This window comes from Kitasatospora sp. NPDC029312, assembly GCF_055569215.1.
In genome coordinates, this window is the sequence record NZ_JBVHXY010000069.1 from 12514 (window position 1) to 31087 (window position 18574).

An 18574-nucleotide genomic window follows, 5' to 3' on the forward strand; every position below is an offset into this window, starting at 1 on the left:
GTTCGTCCCTGGTCTGTGGCCGTCTCGTTCAGGCGAGGGCGCGGCGTAGGGCTGCGGCGAGCTCGTCGATCTGCCGCCGGGACACTTCGGCGGATACCGCCGCCTGTGACCCGTGGAAGGTGCCGGCCCATTGGTGTAGGTCGACGGGTATGCCGGCCTGTAGAAGCCGCAAAGCGTAGGCGATGGCCTCGTCGCGGTTCGGGTCGAACTGTGCGGTGGCGATGTGGGCGGCTGGCAGGCCGGACAGGTCGGTGGCCCGTGCCGGGGCGGCGTACGGTGAGATGGACGCCGCGTCCGGACTCGGGCCCAGGTAGTGCCGCCACGATGCGGCGACCTTCTCCCGTGTCATGAACGGAGTTGCGGTGAAGTGCCGCGCTGACCAGGTCTGCTGACGGTCGTCGAGCGCGGGCTGGTTCAGGAGTTGGAAGCGAATCGGCGGTCCCTGCCGGTCGCGTGCCCGTAGTGCGGCGGCGGCCGCGAGGGTCGCTCCGGCGCCATGGCCGCCGACGGCGATGCGCGCCGGGTCGACGCCGAGTTCGCAGGCGTGCCCTGCCGCCCAGGCCAGCGCGGCGTAGGTGTCGTTCAGGGCGGCCGGATAGGGGTGCTCGGGTGCCCGACGGTAGCCCACCGAGATCACCACGGCGCCGGAGCCGTGGGCGACTCGGACGGCCCAGGGGTGCTCGGTGTCCAGATCGCCCATGACGAATCCGCCGCCGTGCAGCCACAGGATCGCGCCGCGGGCCTGGCGTGGTCGGTAGATCCGCACCGGCACCTGCGGGTCGGCGTGCACCGTGCGCTCTTCGATCTCCAAACCGGTGGTGTCGGGGGCGGGCGCGGTGGCGGCCAGCCGGGCGAGGCTGTTGCGCGCGGCGACGGGATCGCTCAGATCGGCCCGGGGGAACGCCGGGACGGCGGCTTTCAGCTCGGGATCCAGACCGGTCAGGCCCGCACTCGCCATTGCAGCGAGATCGTTGGTCAATCGGGTATGGCTGTCGGTCGGCTTGCTCATGACGAGCCTCCGTGAAGAAGCTGGACCAAGGAGGAAGTGAACAACGTGCACGGTGAACGTTGTTCACGGTGAACGTTGTTCACGCTAGGGATAGAGTGGACCGCTGTCAAGCCGAGGGCAGCCACCGAGCATCGGCGGCCGCCCATGAGAAGAAGGGATCCTGCGCATGCTGCTGCGCCGGGCCAATGTCGTAACCGGGGCCCTCGACCTCCTCGATACCGAGGGACTCGACGGCCTGACCATGCGCAAGCTCGGCGTCGCGCTCAACGTCCAAGCCGGCGCGCTCTACCGCCATTTCCCCAACAAGGAGGCACTGCTGGACGCGATGGCCGACCAACTGCTGGAAGGGGTCGGCGCGCCGCTACCGTCCGACCGGCCCTGGCCCGATCAGCTGGAGCTGCTGGGTGAACGGTTGCACACGGCGCTGCTGAGCCGCCGCGACGGCGCCCGGGTGGTCTCCGGAACCTTCGCTCCCGGACCGCACACGATGGCCACGAGTCGCCGCGCGGCACAGGTGCTCGCCGAGGCCGGATTCCCGCCGAATCGCGCCTGGGAGCACACCTTCGCTGTGTTCTACTTCATCCTCGGCCACACCATCGAGGAACAGGCCCAGTCCCGCATGCCAACCGGCGACAACTGGACGGCACGCCTGGCGGCCGCCGGGCTGGACCCCAACGACCCGCTCGCAATGGGACTGAAGACACTGGCCGCCACCAACCCCAGCGAGCGATTCTCCCGCGGTCTACGCGTCTTCCTCGCAGGGATCCAGCAGCACGCACCCGAGGCCATAGCCGACCCGAACGAAGCAGAGACCACCCGCGATTCGTGATCTCCTTCCCAACAGGGCAAAGGTTCTCTGATTGCGGCACTAGACGTCCGGCAGCAGGACTATTAAAGGTCACACCCCAGCGAGCAAGAGCCGGCGAACGCGCACCGCCAGGCGGCCCCGAGCGACGTTGGCGGCGGGCAACGCGGCGGGGCCAACGCACGGGGCCGACGCAGGCGAGACGGCCGAGCAGGACGCCGACGGGCAGCGCCAGGCCGGGTCCGGAACGACGCGGCCCAGACCGAGCGAGGGCCAGCCTGGCCAGCTGTCGCGCCGGCCTGACGCGGAGCTGTAGGCGGTAGGCGGAAACGGTGCGGTGAGCTACGACGCCACCTCCCTGGTGGGTGTTCGTCGGCAGATGCGAAGATCTGGTGTGACCCGCCGCCTCGGACGCTTACGGTGATCGACATGACCGAAGCAGGAGACGCGCAGCGGCAGCAGTCACGGCCCACTCGGGAGGATCTGTCCTCGGCGACCAACCGACTGCTTGCCGAGATCGACGCGGCGTTCGCCAGCGATCGCTGGGCTCTCCTAAACACGCGGACACCGCAGGTGACGTGGCGCCTGTACGACGGCGCGGCCTTGCGCTACTGCGCGGAACTCCTGCGAGAGCTGGGGGCAGCGGTCGACGGCGGGCTTGAGTATGCGACCCGCTCGCTGGCGCGCAGCCTGATCGAGGCGACGGTGTTCTCGCTCTACATCCATTTCGGCGGGCACGCGGCCGTCATCGCGGCGGGCCAAGCGGTCCGGCACAGCGCCGAAGGCGTCCAAGCGGAACGCGACAGGATCAACCGGGAGCTCGCCGTCAGCAGGAAGGATGCGCTGCGCCGTCTCAGGAAGGTCCGGGCGCACAACGCCAACATCGCACGCCGCAACAGCAGCCGCCCCGATCTTCCGCCGATGGCACTCATCCCACCGCCGCACGTCCCGCAGCTGGAGCCAAGCCGCGTGGACCTGTCCGACTTCATCGCCAGATTCGGGCCGCTCCAGGCTCAGGCGCTACCGGTCTCCGTCATGATCGACCAGCTGTCCGAGTGGGCGCCGACGCGCGGTCTCGCTCAGGAAAGCCTGCGCTCGGTCTATCTGGACTACCGGCGGCTGTCGATGTCCGGCACCCACGCCTCAACGCATCTGCTGGACGAGCTCTTCGAGCCCGGGCACTACATACGTATCGCGGACCGACCGGTGGCCAACGACGCAGGCCTCATACTGTGGGACGTCGGCCTGTACTACACGGCATTCGTCGCCGAGTGGGTCCTGAGCGCCGCCCACTGCCCCACCATAGAGAGCACCCGGATCCGGCTCTGGACCCAACCCGAGCCCAACGGCCGCGCCCCCTGGCAGCAGGACGACTGACCGGCTGTCCACCATCGGCAAGGTGGCGGACGCCGTCTCTGCCCGGGCCACTCCCATACGGGATCATCGCTGTCAGCCGCAAACCTCGGCGCGCCAGCGGACGCGCACACCCCGCACTCCACTCCACCCGGTCACCGCGCCGGATTTCACCGCCGCGCCCAGGTCGGGCAAGCCGGCTCGTGCCAGACGGTACGCACGGCCATCCCGCCCGGAGTGAGGTGCTCACTGAACCGGGCCCGGCAGCACCCGCCACCGCCCGGCCGGACAGGAGCCGACGGCCATCCGGCGCGGACCGCGGAGGCGGGAGCGGACGCGGCGGGAACGGCCGAGCGGCGGACGAGCGGACGACGACCAAAAAGCGACAGACGGGGCCGCCGACCGAGGCGACCACCATGTTGACGTCAGATCACCAACTTCGAGGGGCGCCGGTGGCGCCGTGCTGCGGGCAATGGGCCGACACAGCGCGGCGGTTACGTATCCCGGAACGCACCGCGGCCGAGCGGTCCTGGCCGCCTGTCGGTGTAGGTGGGCCGCATGAGGGCGGCCGTTGCGGGCAGGCGCCGGACGACCGCGCCGTGCTCGCGCACGGTTCCCCCAGTTGCTGAGGAGAACCCGGTGCTCGACACACCGTCCCTGCTGGCGCAGGCCTCCAGCGGCCCCCATTGCTCGTGCTGATCGTGCCCGCCGTGCTGATCGGCGCGGCTCTGATCGGGGCGTTCGTCTGGGGTGGCCGTCGGCGGGCCGCCCGAGCAGGCCGCCCGAGCCGGTGACCCGCGCCGCTCCTGGCCAGGAACCCGACGGCCGGCAGCCCGACCCCGACTCCTGGCGGGTCGCCGCCACAGACGAGGGCCCGGCCTCAACCGGCGCACCGGGCGAGTACGGCCAGCGCAACCCCGGCCCGCCATAGTGAGTCGCGGCACCGTTCGGCGGCATTCCGCCTGCGGGGCCGCCCGGAGTGACGCACGACCTGGCGCGAGGCCGCTACCACTGGCACCAGCCACGATCATCGGCGGGCGTAGGAGCGCCCGCCGGGCGGGGGGGGGGCGCCCGGTGGAGGTGGCGGCCGGCTTCCCGGGTACGGGCGCACCTGTCGCCTGTCAGGACCGGCGGCGCACAACCGGCCGGGCGGGCCGGCCCTGCTCGGTGCTGCGCCAGCCCACTCGCCAGTCGGCGAGCGGACTGCGTACCGCGAGGCCACCGCCGCGCAGTGTGTCAAACATCCATGCAATGAGGTGGCTCTGTCCGACATCTTGTGCCGACCTCCATGCCGCGCTATAAGTCACGACTGGGGGGCCAATTGGGGCGTAACAACGCCCGTGAGCGCGCCCGAGAAGTGGAACGCGTCATGGATTGTGCATCCGTCATCCAGAAGCCACCCGGCTTTCAGAGATCGCTGAGCCGTGCTGCTCTGGCGTTCGCCGTTCACCAATTGACGCCATATCGCCCGGGAGGGGTCCGATGAGTTCGAACCCCGTCCCGCAAAAACATTCCCATTCGCCGTTTCCGGAACACGTCGGGATAATTCTCGACGGAAACCGACGCTGGGCGGCGGCACGGGGGCTGCCGGCGGGCGATGGGCATCGTGTCGGCTTCGCGAAGATCCCGGATCTCCTGGGCTGGTGCCAGGAACTCGGAGTCGGCACCGTCACCTTGTGGCTGCTCTCCGACGACAACGTCCGTCACCGCTCCCTGCAGGAACTGGCAAACCTGTACGCGATCATCGCCTCCACGGTGGAACAGCTGTCACTCGACCCGCGGTGGCAACTGCGCCACATCGGCGACCCCGACCTGCTGCCCCGTCCCCTGGCGTCGGTACTACGCCGAGCCCAGGCGCGCAGCGGCCAGCACGCGCTGATGACCGTGAACCTGGCTGTCGGCTACGGCGGACGACAGGACCTCCTCGCCGCCATCGGCAAGCTGATCGCCGACCTTCGTGCCCAGCGCATTACCGACGTCACTGCTGAAGCTCTGTCCGAACGCCTCGCCACCACAGGACAACCCGAGCCGGCGCTGATCATCCGATCGTCCGGCGAACTGCGCACTTCCGGGTTCCTTCTGTGGCAGGCGGCACTCGCCGAACTGTACTTCTGCTCTTCCTTGTGGCCCGACGTCACCCGCGAAGACATCGTCGACGCCATCGGCGCCTACGCGGTGCGGAACCGCCGCCTCGGCGCCTGAAAGGAGAGCCACCATGTCACTCCCCCTGCACGTCGCGGTCATCCTTGATGGAAACCGCCGCTGGGCCCGATCCCGCAACCTGCCGGTGCAGGACGGCCACCTGAAGGGACTCGCGAATGTTCGCCCTTTCCTGAGCTGGTGCGACGACGCCGGGATCCGCCAGGCGACGATGTGGCTGCTGTCCACCGACAACCTCAGCCGACGGCGGGACGAGCTCGCTCCTCTGTTCACCGCGCTCGCCCACACCATCCTCGGCCTGACCAAGCGGCCCCGGTGGCGGCTGCACCACCTCGGCGCCCGGCATCTGCTGCCCGCCGAACTCACCCAGGCCCTGGACGCGGCCTCATCCGCCACCCGCGACGCCGACGGCATCGACGTCAACCTCGCGATCGGCTACGGCGGCCGCCAGGAGATCGTCGACGCCGCTCGTTCCTTCGCGACCCAGTGCGCCCGCGAGCAACTGGACCCCTCCCAGCTGACCGACGAGGAATCCGAACGGCTCCTCGCCGCGCATCTAGCGACCGCAGGCCAGCCCGATCCGGACCTGATCATCCGCACCTCGGGCGAGCTCCGACTGTCCGGCTTCCTGATCTGGCAGGCCGTCCACAGTGAGCTGTACTTCTCGCCCGTGCCGTGGCCCGAGTTCACCCGCGCCGACCTCGACCTCGCCCTGGACGCCTACGCCAGCCGGCACCGCCGCCTTGGAGCCTGACCGCCGAGCTTCCCCACGCTGGAGACCCCGTGCCCGTCACCCACCCCGCCCACGTCATCCGTGAGCAAGCCGACGACCTGGCCGCCATCATGGCCCGCTACCCCGACCTGTTCCCCGCCCGCCCCTTCGACCAACGATTCGCTGCCCGGCTGGCCGAGATGAGCATCGGCTGCGTACCGGCCGACACCACTCCCCACCCCACCTACGCCCGGCACGGACTGTGGATCTGCGCCATCGACTACCTCATCGACCACGTCGCCACCTCCGCGAACGAGCTGCAGAGCCTGACCGACCGCTGCAACCTCACCGCCGCCGGCCACCCCCCGCAACCCGGCGACCAGCTCACCGCCCTCCTCGCCGAACTGCGCGCCGACCTCGCCCGCACACCCGAATTCGCCAGCTGCGAGCAAGTGTGGCGCAGCGAACTCCGCCGCATGGTCGCCGCGATGAGCCACGAATGGCACTGGAAGCAGGCCCGCAGCCAGAAGAGCGGCGACCTGCCGGACATGGCCCAATATCTCGACAACGCCGACAACATCGGCACCACCTGGTCCAACACGGCGCAGCTGATCGCGACCCGCGACCCCGCCACCATCGAATGCCTCACGCGGCTCGTGTCGCTGTCACGGATCTCCCAGCGCGCCATCCGCCTCATGAACGACCTGGCGACAATCTCCCGTGACCTCGCCTGGAACGACCTGAACGCGGTCATGCTGGGCTACACCCCGGAAGAGATCCGCGCCCTCATCACCGATCTGACCGCCGCATTCCACACCCAGGCCGAACCGCTGGCCTCCCAGGCCCCCGCCGGCACCGCCCACCTGCGCCAGCAGCTCGCCTGGGCCGCCGAGTTCTACACCCGGACCTCCGACCTGTGGGGCGGGAAACACACCCATCCCGCGTAGCAGCCTTCACGCGCCACCCACCACCAGCAACCAGGGCAGAGAGAGGAACAGAACGGATTGTCGGATTTTCCGGCCGCCCGAAAAGGGTCTTCGAGCTGCGGAGATGCGCGGCGAGCGCCGGAAGCGGTGGGCTGCCTACTGTGGTACCTGCGCGCGTACCTACGGTGGTGCCCTCGGTGGTACCCACATGCGGCCGGAACGGGCCGGTCCCCACCGCGTCCCAGGCGACCTGCAAGGCGCCCAAGAACGAAGTTGGGGCGGCCCGGCGGGCCGCCCCGATGGCGGTGGTGCTACCACCGGTCGGTGTGGCAGTCGTGGTCGACCTCGACGTAGTCGCCGTCGACGAAGCCGGTCGCCAGGGACCAGCCGCACGTGCACTCCGCGCGGCCCTCCCAGCCGATCGGCGCCGATCCCGCCGGCGGCGAGAGTTGTCACGCATTGTCACCGCTGACGTGACCCGGCCGGTTTCGGGGCTGCTTACCCTGCGGGCGAATACTGCAACTCTCGAATACCCCTCGCGCTCTTACTGCTGCGGCTCCTGATCGGTATCCGCTCCTCTTCCCCGACGGCATGTCTCACCCGCCGCCGCAACCGTCCTCTGCGCCTGGCGGTGACGCTCGGTTCCGGCGAGGTGTGGCGCGGCGGGGCGGAGGCCGTGCGTCACGTCTCCGCGACGGCTTCCAGCGGGCTCAGGGCGGCTGCCCGGCGGGCCGGGACGGCTGCCGCGACCGCGCCGATCGCGAGGGACACCAGGCACACGAGGAGCAGCGTCCCCCAGGGCAGCGCCAGGGAGTACCGGGCCATCGCGCCGTTGGCCAGCGAGCCGGCCGCCCAGGCGCCGAACAGCCCGCTCGCCAGGCCGAGAAGTGTGCCGAACGCGGCGACGGTCACCGACTCCAGGCGGATGATCCGCCGGATGCCGGTGCGGTCCATGCCGATGGCGCGCAGTACGCCGATCTCGCGAGTGCGTTCCGCCACCGACATGGCCAGGGTGTTCACGATGCCGAGTGCGGAGATCACGGCGCCGATGACGAGCAGCCCGTACATCAGGGTCAGCAGGTCGCTCATGGCACCGGCGGCCTCGTCGACGAGTTCCTCCCGGTCCTTCACCTGTAGCAGCGGACTGTTGCCCGTGGCGGTGCGCAGTAGGTTCCCGGTGGTTTTCGAGGCCGCGCCGCTGTCGGTACGGACGAGGATCCGCTGGACGGAGCCGGGCTTGTAACTGTTCTGCTGCACCTCGGTACGGGCCCCCAGCGCGTCGTGGGCGATGGGGTTGTCCTTGTAGACGCCGACGACGGTGTAGTGCTTGAAGTCCTGGTCGTAGCCCATGCGGGCGTTGAGCCGGCTGCCCGCGCTCACGCCCTGTTCCCGGGCGATGGTGCTGGAGACGGCGATCCGGCCTGGTCCGAGACCCTTCAGGGAGCCGCTGACGAAGTCGAGCTTCATGACGGAGTTCACGGTGTCGGGGTCGACGCCGGAGATCCGCCGAGCGGAGCCGCCGACGGTCAGGATGGAGTCGGTGACGGCGGTCGCCGTGCGCACCCCGGAGGTGTCGGCCACCCGCTGTACGGCGGCCGGGTCGATGCCGGTCGTGGTGGTGCGGGTACTGATCACGTAGTCGGCGGTGAGACCGGCCGCGGCCTGACGGTCGAGGGCCTGCCCGGTGGAGTTGCCGATGACGGCGAGCCCGGCGACCAGTGCGGTGCTGACGATCAGGGCGGAGGCGGTGGCCGCGGTGCGCCGCGGGTCACGCAGCGCGTTCTCGAGTGCGAGCTGGCCGGTGATCCCGAAGCGGCCGGTCAGCCGTCCGCTCAGCCGGATCACGGGGGCGGCGAGCAGCGGCGCCAGCACGATCACGGCGATGACGAGGACGGCGCAGCCGAACATCGCGCTTTGCAGGTTTTCCTCGGAGGCGTCCTTGGCCCCCGTGAGCGACACCAGCAGCCCGGCGCCGAGGACGAGCAGGGCCAGTCCCGTCACACCGCGGACCCGGGATCGGGGGGCGGATGGCGGCTGCTCGGCCGAGCGCATCGCCTCGACGGGTGCGATCTTCGCCGCCCTGCGGGACGGCAGCCACGCGGCGAGGACGGTGACTCCCACGCCCACGCCGAGCGCTGCCACGACAGGCCGCGGGCCGATGACCAGGGGGCCGTGGGGCAGTGTGTCTTGTGAGGTGCTCAGGATGTCGGGCAGTACGGAGGCGATGCCGAGGCCGAGCAGGAAGCCGGCCGCCGACGCGGCGAGGCCGATAAGGACGGCTTCCCAGAGGATGGAGCGGACCACCTGGCGGCGCGAGGCGCCGATCGCCCGCAGCAGCGCGATTTCACGGGTGCGCCGGGCGACGAGCATGGTGAAGGTGTTGACGATGAGGAATGAGCCGATGAACAGCGCGACCCCGGCGAAGATCTTCGGCATCTTCTGGTAGCCCCGGGTCTGCAGGTCGACGTTGGTGGCCTGCTGGGTGGCCTGGGCGGTGCCGGTGGTGGCCTCGGCCCGGTCGGCCGGGAGAGCGGCGGTGACCCGCTCGGAGAGCTCGAACTGGCTGGTGCCGGGCGTGGCGGACAGGTCGATCGAGTTGTAGTGGCCCGGGGATGCGAACAGCCGCTGGGCGGTCTCCTTGTCGAACAGGGTGAGGGTGCCGCCGGCGGTCACCCGCGTGTCCTTGGTGGTGACGATGCCCACAAGCTGTTTCGTCATGACCCGGTCGTCGGTGGCCAGCGTGATCTGGTCGCCGATGCTGAACCCGCCGGCGGCGGCGGTGGTGCTGTCCACGGCGAGTTCATCGCCGTTCCGGGGGGCGTGGCCCTTAACCAGGGGATAGCGGCTGTCCTTGCCGTCTCTGTCCGGTATGTAGGCGGCGGCCATGTTCGCCCACGTCTTGCCGGCGCGCAGCGGAGTGCCGTCTGCGGCGTTCAGGGTTGCCGAGCCGTCGGCGGCGGGTCGTACGGCGGCGACACCGGGCACGTGTGCCAGCGTCTGTGCGAGCGCGTCGTCGAGCACTCCGGTTTTTTCGTCCGCGGCAGCCCCGGGCCGGGGTGCTTTCGGGGTCACGGTGACCGCGATGTCCGCGAAGTTCTTCGACGCGGCGGCGCGGTAGGCCGCGGCGGAGGAGTCCGCGAAGACGAGGGTGCCGCAGACGAACGCGACACCCAGGCAGACCGCGAGGACGGTCATGACCAGACGGGCCTTGTGCGCCAGGACGTTGCGCAGGGCTGTTCTCAGCATGGGTGGCTTTCGGGAACGTGGGATACAGGGATGTGCGACGCAGGCCCGTGGGGCCCGGGAGGCGGACGCGAGCGGGTGGCGTGGCGGGTTGGTGGTGGGTGAGGTCGGGTCAGCTGGTGCGTGGGCGGGCGTCGAAGGTCTTCATCCGGTCCAGGACCCGGTCCGGGGTGGGATGGGCCATCTCGTCGACCAGGCGGCCGTCGGAGAGGAAGACCACGCGGTCGGCGAAGCCGGCGGCGACCGGGTCGTGGGTGACCATGACCACGCTCTGGCCCAGTTCGCGCACGGAGTCGCGCAGGAACCCGAGGACCTCGGTCCCCGCGCGGGAGTCGAGGTTGCCGGTGGGTTCGTCGCCGAAGATGATCGCGGGGCGGGAGACCAGCGCGCGGGCCACCGCGACGCGCTGCTGCTGCCCGCCGGACAACTGTCCGGGCCGGTGGTCCAGCCGCTGGGAGAGGCCGACCATGGAGACCACGCGGTCCACCCACTGCCGGTCGGGGCGGCGTCCGGCGATGGTCAGCGGCAGCGTGATGTTCTCCAGCGCGGTCAGCGTCGGCAGCAGGTTGAACGCCTGGAAGATGAAGCCGATCCGGTCGCGCCGCAATGCGGTGAGCTGCCGATCGCCCAGCGTGCTCAGTTCGGTGGTGCCGATGCGGACGGAGCCGGAGCTGACCGAGTCGAGCCCGGCGGCGCAGTGCATCAGAGTGGACTTGCCGCAGCCGGAGGGGCCCATGATCGCGGTGAACTCGCCCTCACGGAAGGCGATGTCGACCTGGTCCAGGGCCACCACGCGGGTGTCGCCGCTGCCGTAGACCTTCGACAGGCCGGTGGCGGCGGCCGCGATCCCGGTCGTCGGGTGCAGCGCGTGCGTGGCAAAGGGTTCGGCGATCACGGGGACTCCTCTTCGGGTGCGGGGTGCGGGGTGCACTTCGAAGGGTGTCCGGGGAACGTATCGGGGCCAGGACCACGGTGTATCGGTGCCCGCGCCGCTCCGTATCGGTTCCGTAGCCGGGGGGCAGGTCAGCTTGGCAGGCGCAGGGTGGCGACGGCGCCGCCGTCCGGGGCGTTATCCAGGCACAGCTCGGCGCCGAGGACCTGAGCTTGGCCCAGGGCGATGGTCAGGCCCAGGCCGTGGCCCGATCCTCGCCCTGTCGCATCCGTGTGAAAGCGGCGTGGGCCGTCACGCAGCAGGTCCGCGGGGAAGCCGAGGCCGTGGTCGCGCACACTGACCGTCCGGTCCCCAACGGTGACCTCGACCGGGGCATGCCCGTGCCGGTGGGCGTTGACGACCAGGTTGCCGATGATCCGCTCAAGGCGGCGCGGGTCGGTCTCCACAGTCGCCACGGCCCTGGCGGTCTGCGCGTTCTTCGCGTCGGTGCTGGTGACCAACGCGGCGAGTCCGGTACGCGCCACGGCCTCGGCGACGACGGCATCGAGCGGCACGCGGGTGCGGACCGGCTGTTCGACTCCTGCGTCGAGCCGGGAGATCTCCAGCAGGTCCTCGACCAGGCCGCGCAGATCGCGCACCCTGGCCCGCAGCAGATCCTCCGTCTCACCGGTCGGCAGCAGGTCGGCGGCGGCCAGCAGACCGCCGACGGGGGTGCGCAGTTCATGGGCCACGTCCGCGGTGAACCGGTGCTCGGTGCGCAGCCGTCGGCTGAGGCTGTCGGCCATGAGGTCGACGGTGGCGGCGATGTCGGCCACCTCGTCGCACCCCTTGGTGGGCCCGGTCCGGGCATCCAGGTCACCGGCGGAGATCCGGCCTGCGGTCTCGGAGACCCGCCGCAGCCGGCGACCGATCAGCCCGGCCCCGTACACCGCCAGGGGCACGGCCGCCGCGAGCGCGATCAGCGAGGCCACCGCCATGCTCGCATCCAGTCGGTGCAGCCCGTGGAGCTCCGGGCTCATATTGACCCGGACGGCCAGCACCGGGCTGCCCGAGCCGTCGACCCGCTGGGCGGCCCAGACGCTCGGCCCCAGATTCCCGTTGATGCGCCCGTCATAGGCTGTATGCCGGTTGCCGTCGGCCGGGTGGCGCAGTGCGGCGGGCAGCTCGGCGGGATCGAGCTCGGCACCGTCCGTCAGCGTTCCGGTGCGCCGGTAGGTGTCCATGGCCGAGTACACGGTGTTGAAGGCGCGTGCTCTGGCCCGGTCGCGGATGTCCTGGGCGGTCCACAGGTGCACCAGCACGCTCACCGCCGCCGCCACCAGGCAAGCGGTGACCGCGGCCAGCGCAGCGATCTTCCAGCGCAGGGATAGGCGAGCAGGCCGCAGCCGGTGGAACGGGCGCACCGGCCTCAGCGCCTGAATTTGTAGCCGAAGCCGCGGACCGTCTCGATCCGGTCCCGGCCCAGCTTCCTGCGCAGCCGCTGCACACACAGGTCCACGACCCGGCTGTCGCCGTCCCAGCCGTACTCCCAGACGTTGCGCAGCAGGGTGTGCCGCTCCAGCACGAGGCCCGGGTGGGCGGCGAACTCCAGCAGCAGCTTCAGCTCGGTCGGGGTCAGTGCCACCGGGCTTCCGGAGACGGACACCTCCATGCCGCCGGTGTCGATGGTCAGATCCCTGAAGACCAGCAGGTCTCCCTCGGGCGGCGGCGGCCCCTCGCCCGCGGCGCGCCCGGTCGCCGAGGCAGGCGCGTAGGTCGCCCGCCGCAGCAGCGAGCGGATGCGTGCCACGAGTACGTAGGTATCCACGGGTTTGACCACGTAGTCGTCCGCCCCGGCCTCCAGACCGGCGACGACATCGAGCCCGTCGCCGCGGGCGGACATCATCAAGATCGGCACCAAGCTGGTCTCCCGGACCCTGCGGCACAGGCCGATCCCGTCCAGACCGGGCAGCATCACGTCCAGAATCAGCAGGTCGAAGCTGTCATCGCGGAAGAGCTCCAGCCCCATGAGGCCGTCCGCCGCGGCCTTGACCTGGTAGCCGTAGCGCTCCAGGGCAACGGCGAAGGACCGGCGCATCAGGTCGTCGTCCTCCACCAGCAATACGCGAACAGGACGCGGAGAGGCCGGAGCCGGGGCGGACGAGGACACGGGAACGACTCCTGTTCGGACGGGCCAGGTGAGGCATCGGTCCCGTATGCGCTCACGCGCAGCCGACGACCTGAAGGAACGATACGGCAGGCACCGGACGCGACGACCGCGTCACACGACGGACACACAGCACCCTCTCAGGAGCCCCTCCATCCGAGAACACGCAGGTCAGATTGGGGCGCGTGGCTCGGGCAGCTGCCGGGTCCAGGGCCGTCCGGCTCTCTTTCGGCCTTTCATCGCTGGGGCCGGCGCACCGGTTCGATGGACAACCAAGCGCTCCCTGATACCCACCGGATACAAACCCGCCCCCGGCAGCGCGGCGCCCGGGGGATCACGGCAAGCTGGTCGCCCAGCAGGGGCAGAAGATTTTCCCGCACGGAGAGAAGGCCACCAAGGTCTACGCCGAAGACGCATCCGCCGCTGCATCGAGCAGGCGGCCAAGGCCGCCGAGGAAAAGCAACCCGGCCTCGCCCAAGAGGTCGTCGAAGAACTGTTTTCGCCGTACAGCGGCACCGACCTGGAGACCGGGCCGGAGCGCGGGTGGCCCTGGCCGCTTCGAGTTCGACGGCTTCACCTTCGACACCAGCGACTGGCAGTGGCAACAGACGACCGGGTCGTGTACTCCTGCCACGCGCTGGCCTGGGCCGTCGAGCAGTACGACACCGCGCTGGTGCCCGCCAGCGGTCACCACCCGCGGCTGAGTCCGCCGCGTTACGGTGGCGTCCTGGATCCGGGTGCGGACGATGGTGCCGTCCTCGAACAGCGCGTCGCCGCCGTCGCCGCAGGTGTAGCAGACGTACTGCGCGTACCAGGACACCTTCGGCTGCTGGGTGGTGGTCACTCGTCTCCTTCCGGGGAGCGGGCCGTCCCGGCCTGGGCGGGCCGGGACGGCAGGCGTTGGTCGGGGCGGGTCAGCCTGACGGTCTCGGCGTGCCGGTGGAGAGCGTCCAGGAGCGCGGTCTGCTGGTCGGTCAGCTTCCCTTCGTTGCGGGCCTTGTCCTGCTTGCGCAGCCAGGTTCCGGGCCGGAACGCCGGGTCCGCCTCGCCGCCGGTGCGGTTCGCCGGGCCGTCGAGGGTGCCGCCGGCGGCGAGGTAGACGAGCAGGCGCCGGTACGACCTGTTCCAGTCCGGCTCCAGGCGCCACAGCTCGTCCAGGCCGTCGAGCTTCGCGGTCGCGGGGATCGCGAGGTGGCCATGGTGGGTGGCCCAGGCGCGGGCGTAGGCGTAGCCGCGCTCCCAGGCGTTCGCATGCTTGGACCAGATCATGCCCAGCGCGTCCAACTCGCTGACCGGGACCGGCTCGAGCAGGCTCTGACCGCCCAGGTGGCACCCCAGCCCAGCTGGCACATACAGGGCTCTCATCCAGACTGCGGAAATCCCCACCACTTCTCACGCGACCTACACGTTCTCAACCATCCACCAAGACCCGCAGGTCAAAAACCAGACAGCCAGCCGGCGACATCCCTCAGAACCGGCCCCGACCCGAAAAGCGACCCCACCACGGCCTGGCTCTTCTCAACCAACCCATCAACCCCCAACCCGAAAACAAGACTCCTCAGCCGATCACCGACCCGCCACAACACCAACAGGTCACGCCCAGCGGTCCTTCGCCGGGTAGAGCTTCGCGTGGAGCACGCGGTCCTCCCACCACGGATCCTCCGGAACGGACACCAGCGCGGCCACCAGCTCCCGCTTGGTCGGGGCCGACAGCACCAGCAGGCCCAACTCCGCTGCGGTACAGGCCCGTTCGCAGCCCGGGCACTCCAGCCGGCCCGGCCCAGCCTTCTCCCGCAGCTCCAGCTCCGAGCCCTCCCTCCCACCGATCGAACCCCGGCACATCCAACACGGACGCAGCGCGGCGTCGGCCCTGCGGGCCGCCCCCAGTTGTTCTTCGGCCTCCCGTTCCAGGCCCTCCTCGCGGTCCTGGTGGCAGGGCCAGCAGCGGCCGCCGGCGCGGCGGGTCCACTCCTGGCTGCCGTGGACGGCGGAACACAACGGCTCTGTAAGCCGTACGCATGACTTCCGGCGCGCTGCCGCGGGCGCCGTGCCCGGGCGGCCGTTAGCTTGCCGCTGCGCGCCGTCGTGACCGGCGTCCGGTGTGCCGCCCGCCGCACGCTGTTCGTACCCCGCGACATGTGAGAACGAGAGCAGCGATGAAGATCTCCCGCCCGACACCCGGAGACGCACACCGGCATGACACTGCCGCACCGCGCAAGACACAGGTGTTCGCCTGGGGCGTCAACGACGAGGGGCAGGTGGACGTGCCGCCCCGGCTCCGCCGTGTCACCCGCATCGCCGCCGGGTTCCTGCACAGCCTGGCGGTGCAGGAGGACGGCACCGTAGCGGCGTGGGGGTGGAACGAGACCGGGCAGACGGACGTGCCGCCGGGCCTGACGGGCGCGACGCACGTTGCCGCAGGTTTCCTGCACAGCCTGGCGCTGCTGAAGGACGGCACCGTCGTCGCCTGGGGATGGAACGGGCAGGGGCAGACGGACGTGCCGGTGGAGCTCTCGCCCTTCACACAGATTTCCACCGGACACAGTCACTGTCTGGCGTTGCGGAAGAACGGCACCGTGGCGGCCTGGGGGGACAACGACTCTAGACAGACGGACGTGCCGCCGGACCTGGCGGGCGTGACGCACATCTCCGCCGGGCGCGACCACAGCCTGGCGTTGCGGAAAAACGGCACCGTCGTCGCCTGGGGATCGAACCGCGCGGGACAGACGGACGTGCCGGAAGGGCTCGCGGACGTCACCCAGGTCGCGGCAGGAGCACTGGGCAGCCTTGCGTTGCGGGACGACGGTACCGTCATCGCATGGGGCTCGGTTGAGTACGGGCCGCCGCCCGATCTGCGCGGTGTGGTCCAAGTAGCCGCAAGTCATACGCACGGCGTCGCTTTGAAGGAGAACGGCACCGTCGTCGCCTGGGGGGTGGGCTGGGCCGGCCAGATCGGGCCGCCGAGCGGCCTGGGGAACGTGCACCAGGTCGCGTCCGGGCTCCTGCACGACATGGCACTGCGGAAGGACGGCACCGTCGTCGCCTGGGGCCGCCTGTTCACGCCCCAGACCCCGGCGGAGTTGCTGAAGCAGACGGTCCAGCTCTCGGCGGGAGCAGGGCACACGGTGGCGTTGAGTTCGTCCGGCACGGTCAGCGCGTGGGGGGGACAACAAGTTCGGCCAGACATCGATCAGCGGCCGGCCCTTCATCGCCCAGGTCGCGGCCGGCTGGAACCACAGTCTCGTCGTCTCCGAGGGCGAAGGCTACGTGGACGCGGCGGGCGATAACCGGTGGGGCCAGTCATCGGTGCCCCCGCACTTGAAGGACGCGGCAGGAGTCGCGGCAGGGCAGGCGCACAGCCTGGCACTGCTGAGGAACGGCACCGTCGTCGCGTGGGGAAGCAACATCCGCAAGCAGTGCGACGTGCCGCCGGATCTGAGCAACGTGGTGCAGGTGGCGGCCGGCGCCGAGCACAGCCTGGCGTTGACACGGGAGCGCACCGTGGCCGCCTGGGGCGCGAACCTGGCCGGGCAGAGCTCGGTGCCGGACGGACTGAGCGACGTGGTAAAGGTGGCGGCCGGCGTCGGCCACAGTGTGGCGCTGAGGGCGAACGGCACGGTGGTGCAATGGGGCGCCGACGCCGGGACGCTGCCGAAAGGGTTGTGCGACGTCGTCAACATCGCGGCCGGGGCCCACCGCACCCTGGCGCTGAAGAAGGACGGCACCCTCGTCATCTGGGGCAGACGCATCGGGGCAGCTACCTTGGTTCCCCTCGGGCTGCGCAACGTCCACCTGATCGCCGCCGGATCGGGCCACAACGTGGTGGCCGGCGCGGTGTACCTGTTGCCGGCGGCGAACTTCCGGCACACCGCCGCGCCCGGTGCGACGTTCGACAAACGGCTGCGGGCGCTGGCGCTGAAGCCCGGCAGCGCGCCCCGCAAGCCGGAACCGGTCGAGGGCGCGTCGATCACGTTCAGCATCCAGCACGGCCATGACGCCACCTTCGCCGGCGGTGGCGCCGACGCCACGGTCACCCCGGCCGGGACGGCGTCGCCACCGCCCCGGCGATCACCGCCGGGATGACGACCGGCTCCTTCTTCGTGCACGCCGGCACCGACGACGGGAGCCGCCTGTTCCAGAGCTACCGCCTCACCGTGACCGGACCGGAGCCCGGCCCCGACGCCCTGGCCCCGGGCCTGCCACAGGCACCCCAGCGCCCCGACGTACTCGCGGCCCCGCCCCGGGACAGTGCCGCGGCGGCCGTCGGATTCCTGGCCGCGACCGGCGGCGAGACCGTCGCACCCCAGTCATGGGCGCCCGATCCGCGGGTCACGGTCTTCGACTTCAGCTACCAGGAGCCCATGGCCGGCGCCCGGGTCACCTTCACCGTCGACCACCCCGAGATGGCCTGCTTCCGCACCAGCACCGGCCAGACCGTGCCCTCAGTGAACGCCACCGCCGACGAACACGGCGTCGTGACCGCTCCCCGGCTCCGGACCCTGCAGTACGAAGGCCACTTCACCGTGACGGTGTCCATGCGCGACGACCCCCAGGCACCACCGGTCCGCCTCGGCTACTCCATCGGCAAGGGCAAGCGCGGCCCGGTCGACGCCCCCTCCTGCGGGAAGCTGTCCGCCGGGCAGATCTGCGCGGCGTTCACCGTCCCGGATGGCCGGAAACTGGAGCTGCTGCTCAAGCGCGGCCCGGAAGAAGTACTCGTCGCCGGAGCCGGACACCGGGCGATCCCGGTGACCTGTGACGGCAACAGCACGCACGTCGTCGTCAGAAGCTCCCCCAAGGGCCAGGACATCGCCACCGGCCAGCTCTTCTTCACCCGGAACGCCGCCGGCCTGATCACCATCGACCAGAAGAACAGCCAGCCGCCCACCGCCGTCGGCCACCGTCTAACCCACGACCAGCTCACGGGCGTCAACCAGTTCACCTTCACCTGGAAGAAGCAGTCGTAACCAACCCGGCGGCAGGTCCCTCAAAATCCTTGCCACCATTGAAGCTTCGCCATCTTCGAACGTACTGGTCGGAAGGGCTGGTGTGACGGGGCGGCGGGGTGCTCGTGCCGGTCGCTGGCGGGAGTCTGCGGCGCGCTCCAGGGCGGTGTACAGGGGCTGAGCAGGCCGCTGTACGAGTCGCTGGGCTACACCGCCGCAGCGCCCTCGACCTGGTGGGCCTCTGTTCAGTGACACGCGTCGTCACAACAGGGGCCCATGAGCGCCATTTAGAAGACATCTCATTTGGATCGCTGGGTAGGCTTCGCGGGTGATGATCGTGGAGCGGCTGGTGCCGGACGAGTTGTGGGAGCTGTTCCAGTTG

At 70.4% G+C, this 18574-nt stretch carries 16 protein-coding genes; 8 read left to right on the forward strand and 8 right to left on the reverse strand.

Annotation, left to right across the window (positions count from 1 at the left end):
- Positions 1-28: 28 nt before the first annotated feature.
- Entirely contained in the window at positions 29-934 is a 906-nt protein-coding gene (locus ACZ4WV_RS34060) for an alpha/beta hydrolase (RefSeq protein ID WP_465752778.1), read from the reverse strand.
- Between the two features lie 241 nt (positions 935-1175).
- On the opposite strand from ACZ4WV_RS34060, the gene ACZ4WV_RS34065 reads away from it, so the two are divergent.
- The 5 genes from ACZ4WV_RS34065 to ACZ4WV_RS34085 all read left to right on the forward strand — a co-directional run bounded on the left by ACZ4WV_RS34065 (position 1176) and on the right by ACZ4WV_RS34085 (position 6986).
- Positions 1176-1838, forward strand: a complete 663-nt coding sequence (locus tag ACZ4WV_RS34065; protein ID WP_465752750.1) for a TetR/AcrR family transcriptional regulator C-terminal domain-containing protein — start codon at positions 1176-1178, stop codon at positions 1836-1838.
- A 405-nt stretch (positions 1839-2243) separates the two neighbouring features.
- Positions 2244-3191 (forward strand): hypothetical protein, encoded by a 948-nt coding sequence (locus ACZ4WV_RS34070; protein WP_465752752.1) that lies wholly within the window; start codon positions 2244-2246, stop codon positions 3189-3191.
- 1458 nt (positions 3192-4649) lie between these two features.
- Entirely contained in the window at positions 4650-5369 is a 720-nt protein-coding gene (uppS, locus tag ACZ4WV_RS34075) for a polyprenyl diphosphate synthase (RefSeq protein ID WP_465752754.1), read from the forward strand.
- Positions 5370-5382: 13 nt separating this feature from the next.
- On the forward strand, positions 5383-6081 hold the full coding sequence (uppS, locus tag ACZ4WV_RS34080; RefSeq protein WP_465752756.1) for a polyprenyl diphosphate synthase: 699 nt from the start codon (positions 5383-5385) through the stop codon (positions 6079-6081).
- A 29-nt stretch (positions 6082-6110) separates the two neighbouring features.
- Positions 6111-6986, forward strand: coding sequence for a terpene synthase family protein (locus ACZ4WV_RS34085; RefSeq protein WP_465752758.1), 876 nt, complete (start codon positions 6111-6113; stop codon positions 6984-6986).
- A 660-nt stretch (positions 6987-7646) separates the two neighbouring features.
- On the opposite strand, the gene ACZ4WV_RS34090 is transcribed toward ACZ4WV_RS34085, so the two are convergent.
- From ACZ4WV_RS34090 to ACZ4WV_RS34120, 7 genes are all read right to left on the reverse strand, one after another.
- The gene (locus tag ACZ4WV_RS34090) at positions 7647-10211 is read right to left on the reverse strand and encodes an ABC transporter permease (RefSeq protein WP_465752760.1); all 2565 of its coding nucleotides are present in this window, start codon (positions 10209-10211) and stop codon (positions 7647-7649) included.
- A 109-nt stretch (positions 10212-10320) separates the two neighbouring features.
- Complete coding sequence (locus ACZ4WV_RS34095) at positions 10321-11100, reverse strand: ABC transporter ATP-binding protein (RefSeq protein ID WP_465752779.1); 780 nt, start codon at positions 11098-11100, stop codon at positions 10321-10323.
- 131 nt (positions 11101-11231) lie between these two features.
- Positions 11232-12512 carry a sensor histidine kinase gene (locus tag ACZ4WV_RS34100; RefSeq protein ID WP_465752780.1) on the reverse strand — a complete coding sequence of 427 codons (1281 nt, stop codon included), beginning with the start codon at positions 12510-12512 and terminating at the stop codon, positions 11232-11234.
- Complete coding sequence (cseB, locus tag ACZ4WV_RS34105) at positions 12509-13195, reverse strand: two-component system response regulator CseB (RefSeq protein WP_465752762.1); 687 nt, start codon at positions 13193-13195, stop codon at positions 12509-12511. Before cseB ends, ACZ4WV_RS34100 begins: the two co-directional genes overlap by 4 nt.
- Positions 13196-13646: 451 nt before the next feature.
- Positions 13647-14090, reverse strand: a complete 444-nt coding sequence (locus ACZ4WV_RS34110; RefSeq protein ID WP_465752764.1) for a hypothetical protein — start codon at positions 14088-14090, stop codon at positions 13647-13649.
- The gene (locus ACZ4WV_RS34115) at positions 14087-14596 is read right to left on the reverse strand and encodes a helicase associated domain-containing protein (RefSeq protein ID WP_465752766.1); all 510 of its coding nucleotides are present in this window, start codon (positions 14594-14596) and stop codon (positions 14087-14089) included. The genes ACZ4WV_RS34110 and ACZ4WV_RS34115 overlap by 4 nt, the downstream gene beginning before the upstream one ends.
- A 243-nt stretch (positions 14597-14839) precedes the next feature.
- On the reverse strand, positions 14840-15244 hold the full coding sequence (locus ACZ4WV_RS34120) for a hypothetical protein (RefSeq protein WP_465752768.1): 405 nt from the start codon (positions 15242-15244) through the stop codon (positions 14840-14842).
- 158 nt (positions 15245-15402) lie between these two features.
- On the opposite strand from ACZ4WV_RS34120, the gene ACZ4WV_RS34125 reads away from it, so the two are divergent.
- From ACZ4WV_RS34125 to ACZ4WV_RS34135, 3 genes are read left to right on the forward strand one after another with little or no spacing between them, the layout of a single operon-like run.
- The gene (locus ACZ4WV_RS34125) at positions 15403-16533 is read left to right on the forward strand and encodes a hypothetical protein (protein WP_465752770.1); all 1131 of its coding nucleotides are present in this window, start codon (positions 15403-15405) and stop codon (positions 16531-16533) included.
- Entirely contained in the window at positions 16454-17329 is an 876-nt protein-coding gene (locus tag ACZ4WV_RS34130) for an RCC1 domain-containing protein (RefSeq protein ID WP_465752781.1), read from the forward strand. Before ACZ4WV_RS34125 ends, ACZ4WV_RS34130 begins: the two co-directional genes overlap by 80 nt.
- Complete coding sequence (locus tag ACZ4WV_RS34135) at positions 17326-18213, forward strand: hypothetical protein (protein WP_465752772.1); 888 nt, start codon at positions 17326-17328, stop codon at positions 18211-18213. The genes ACZ4WV_RS34130 and ACZ4WV_RS34135 overlap by 4 nt, the downstream gene beginning before the upstream one ends.
- The last annotated feature ends 361 nt before the right edge of the window (positions 18214-18574 follow it).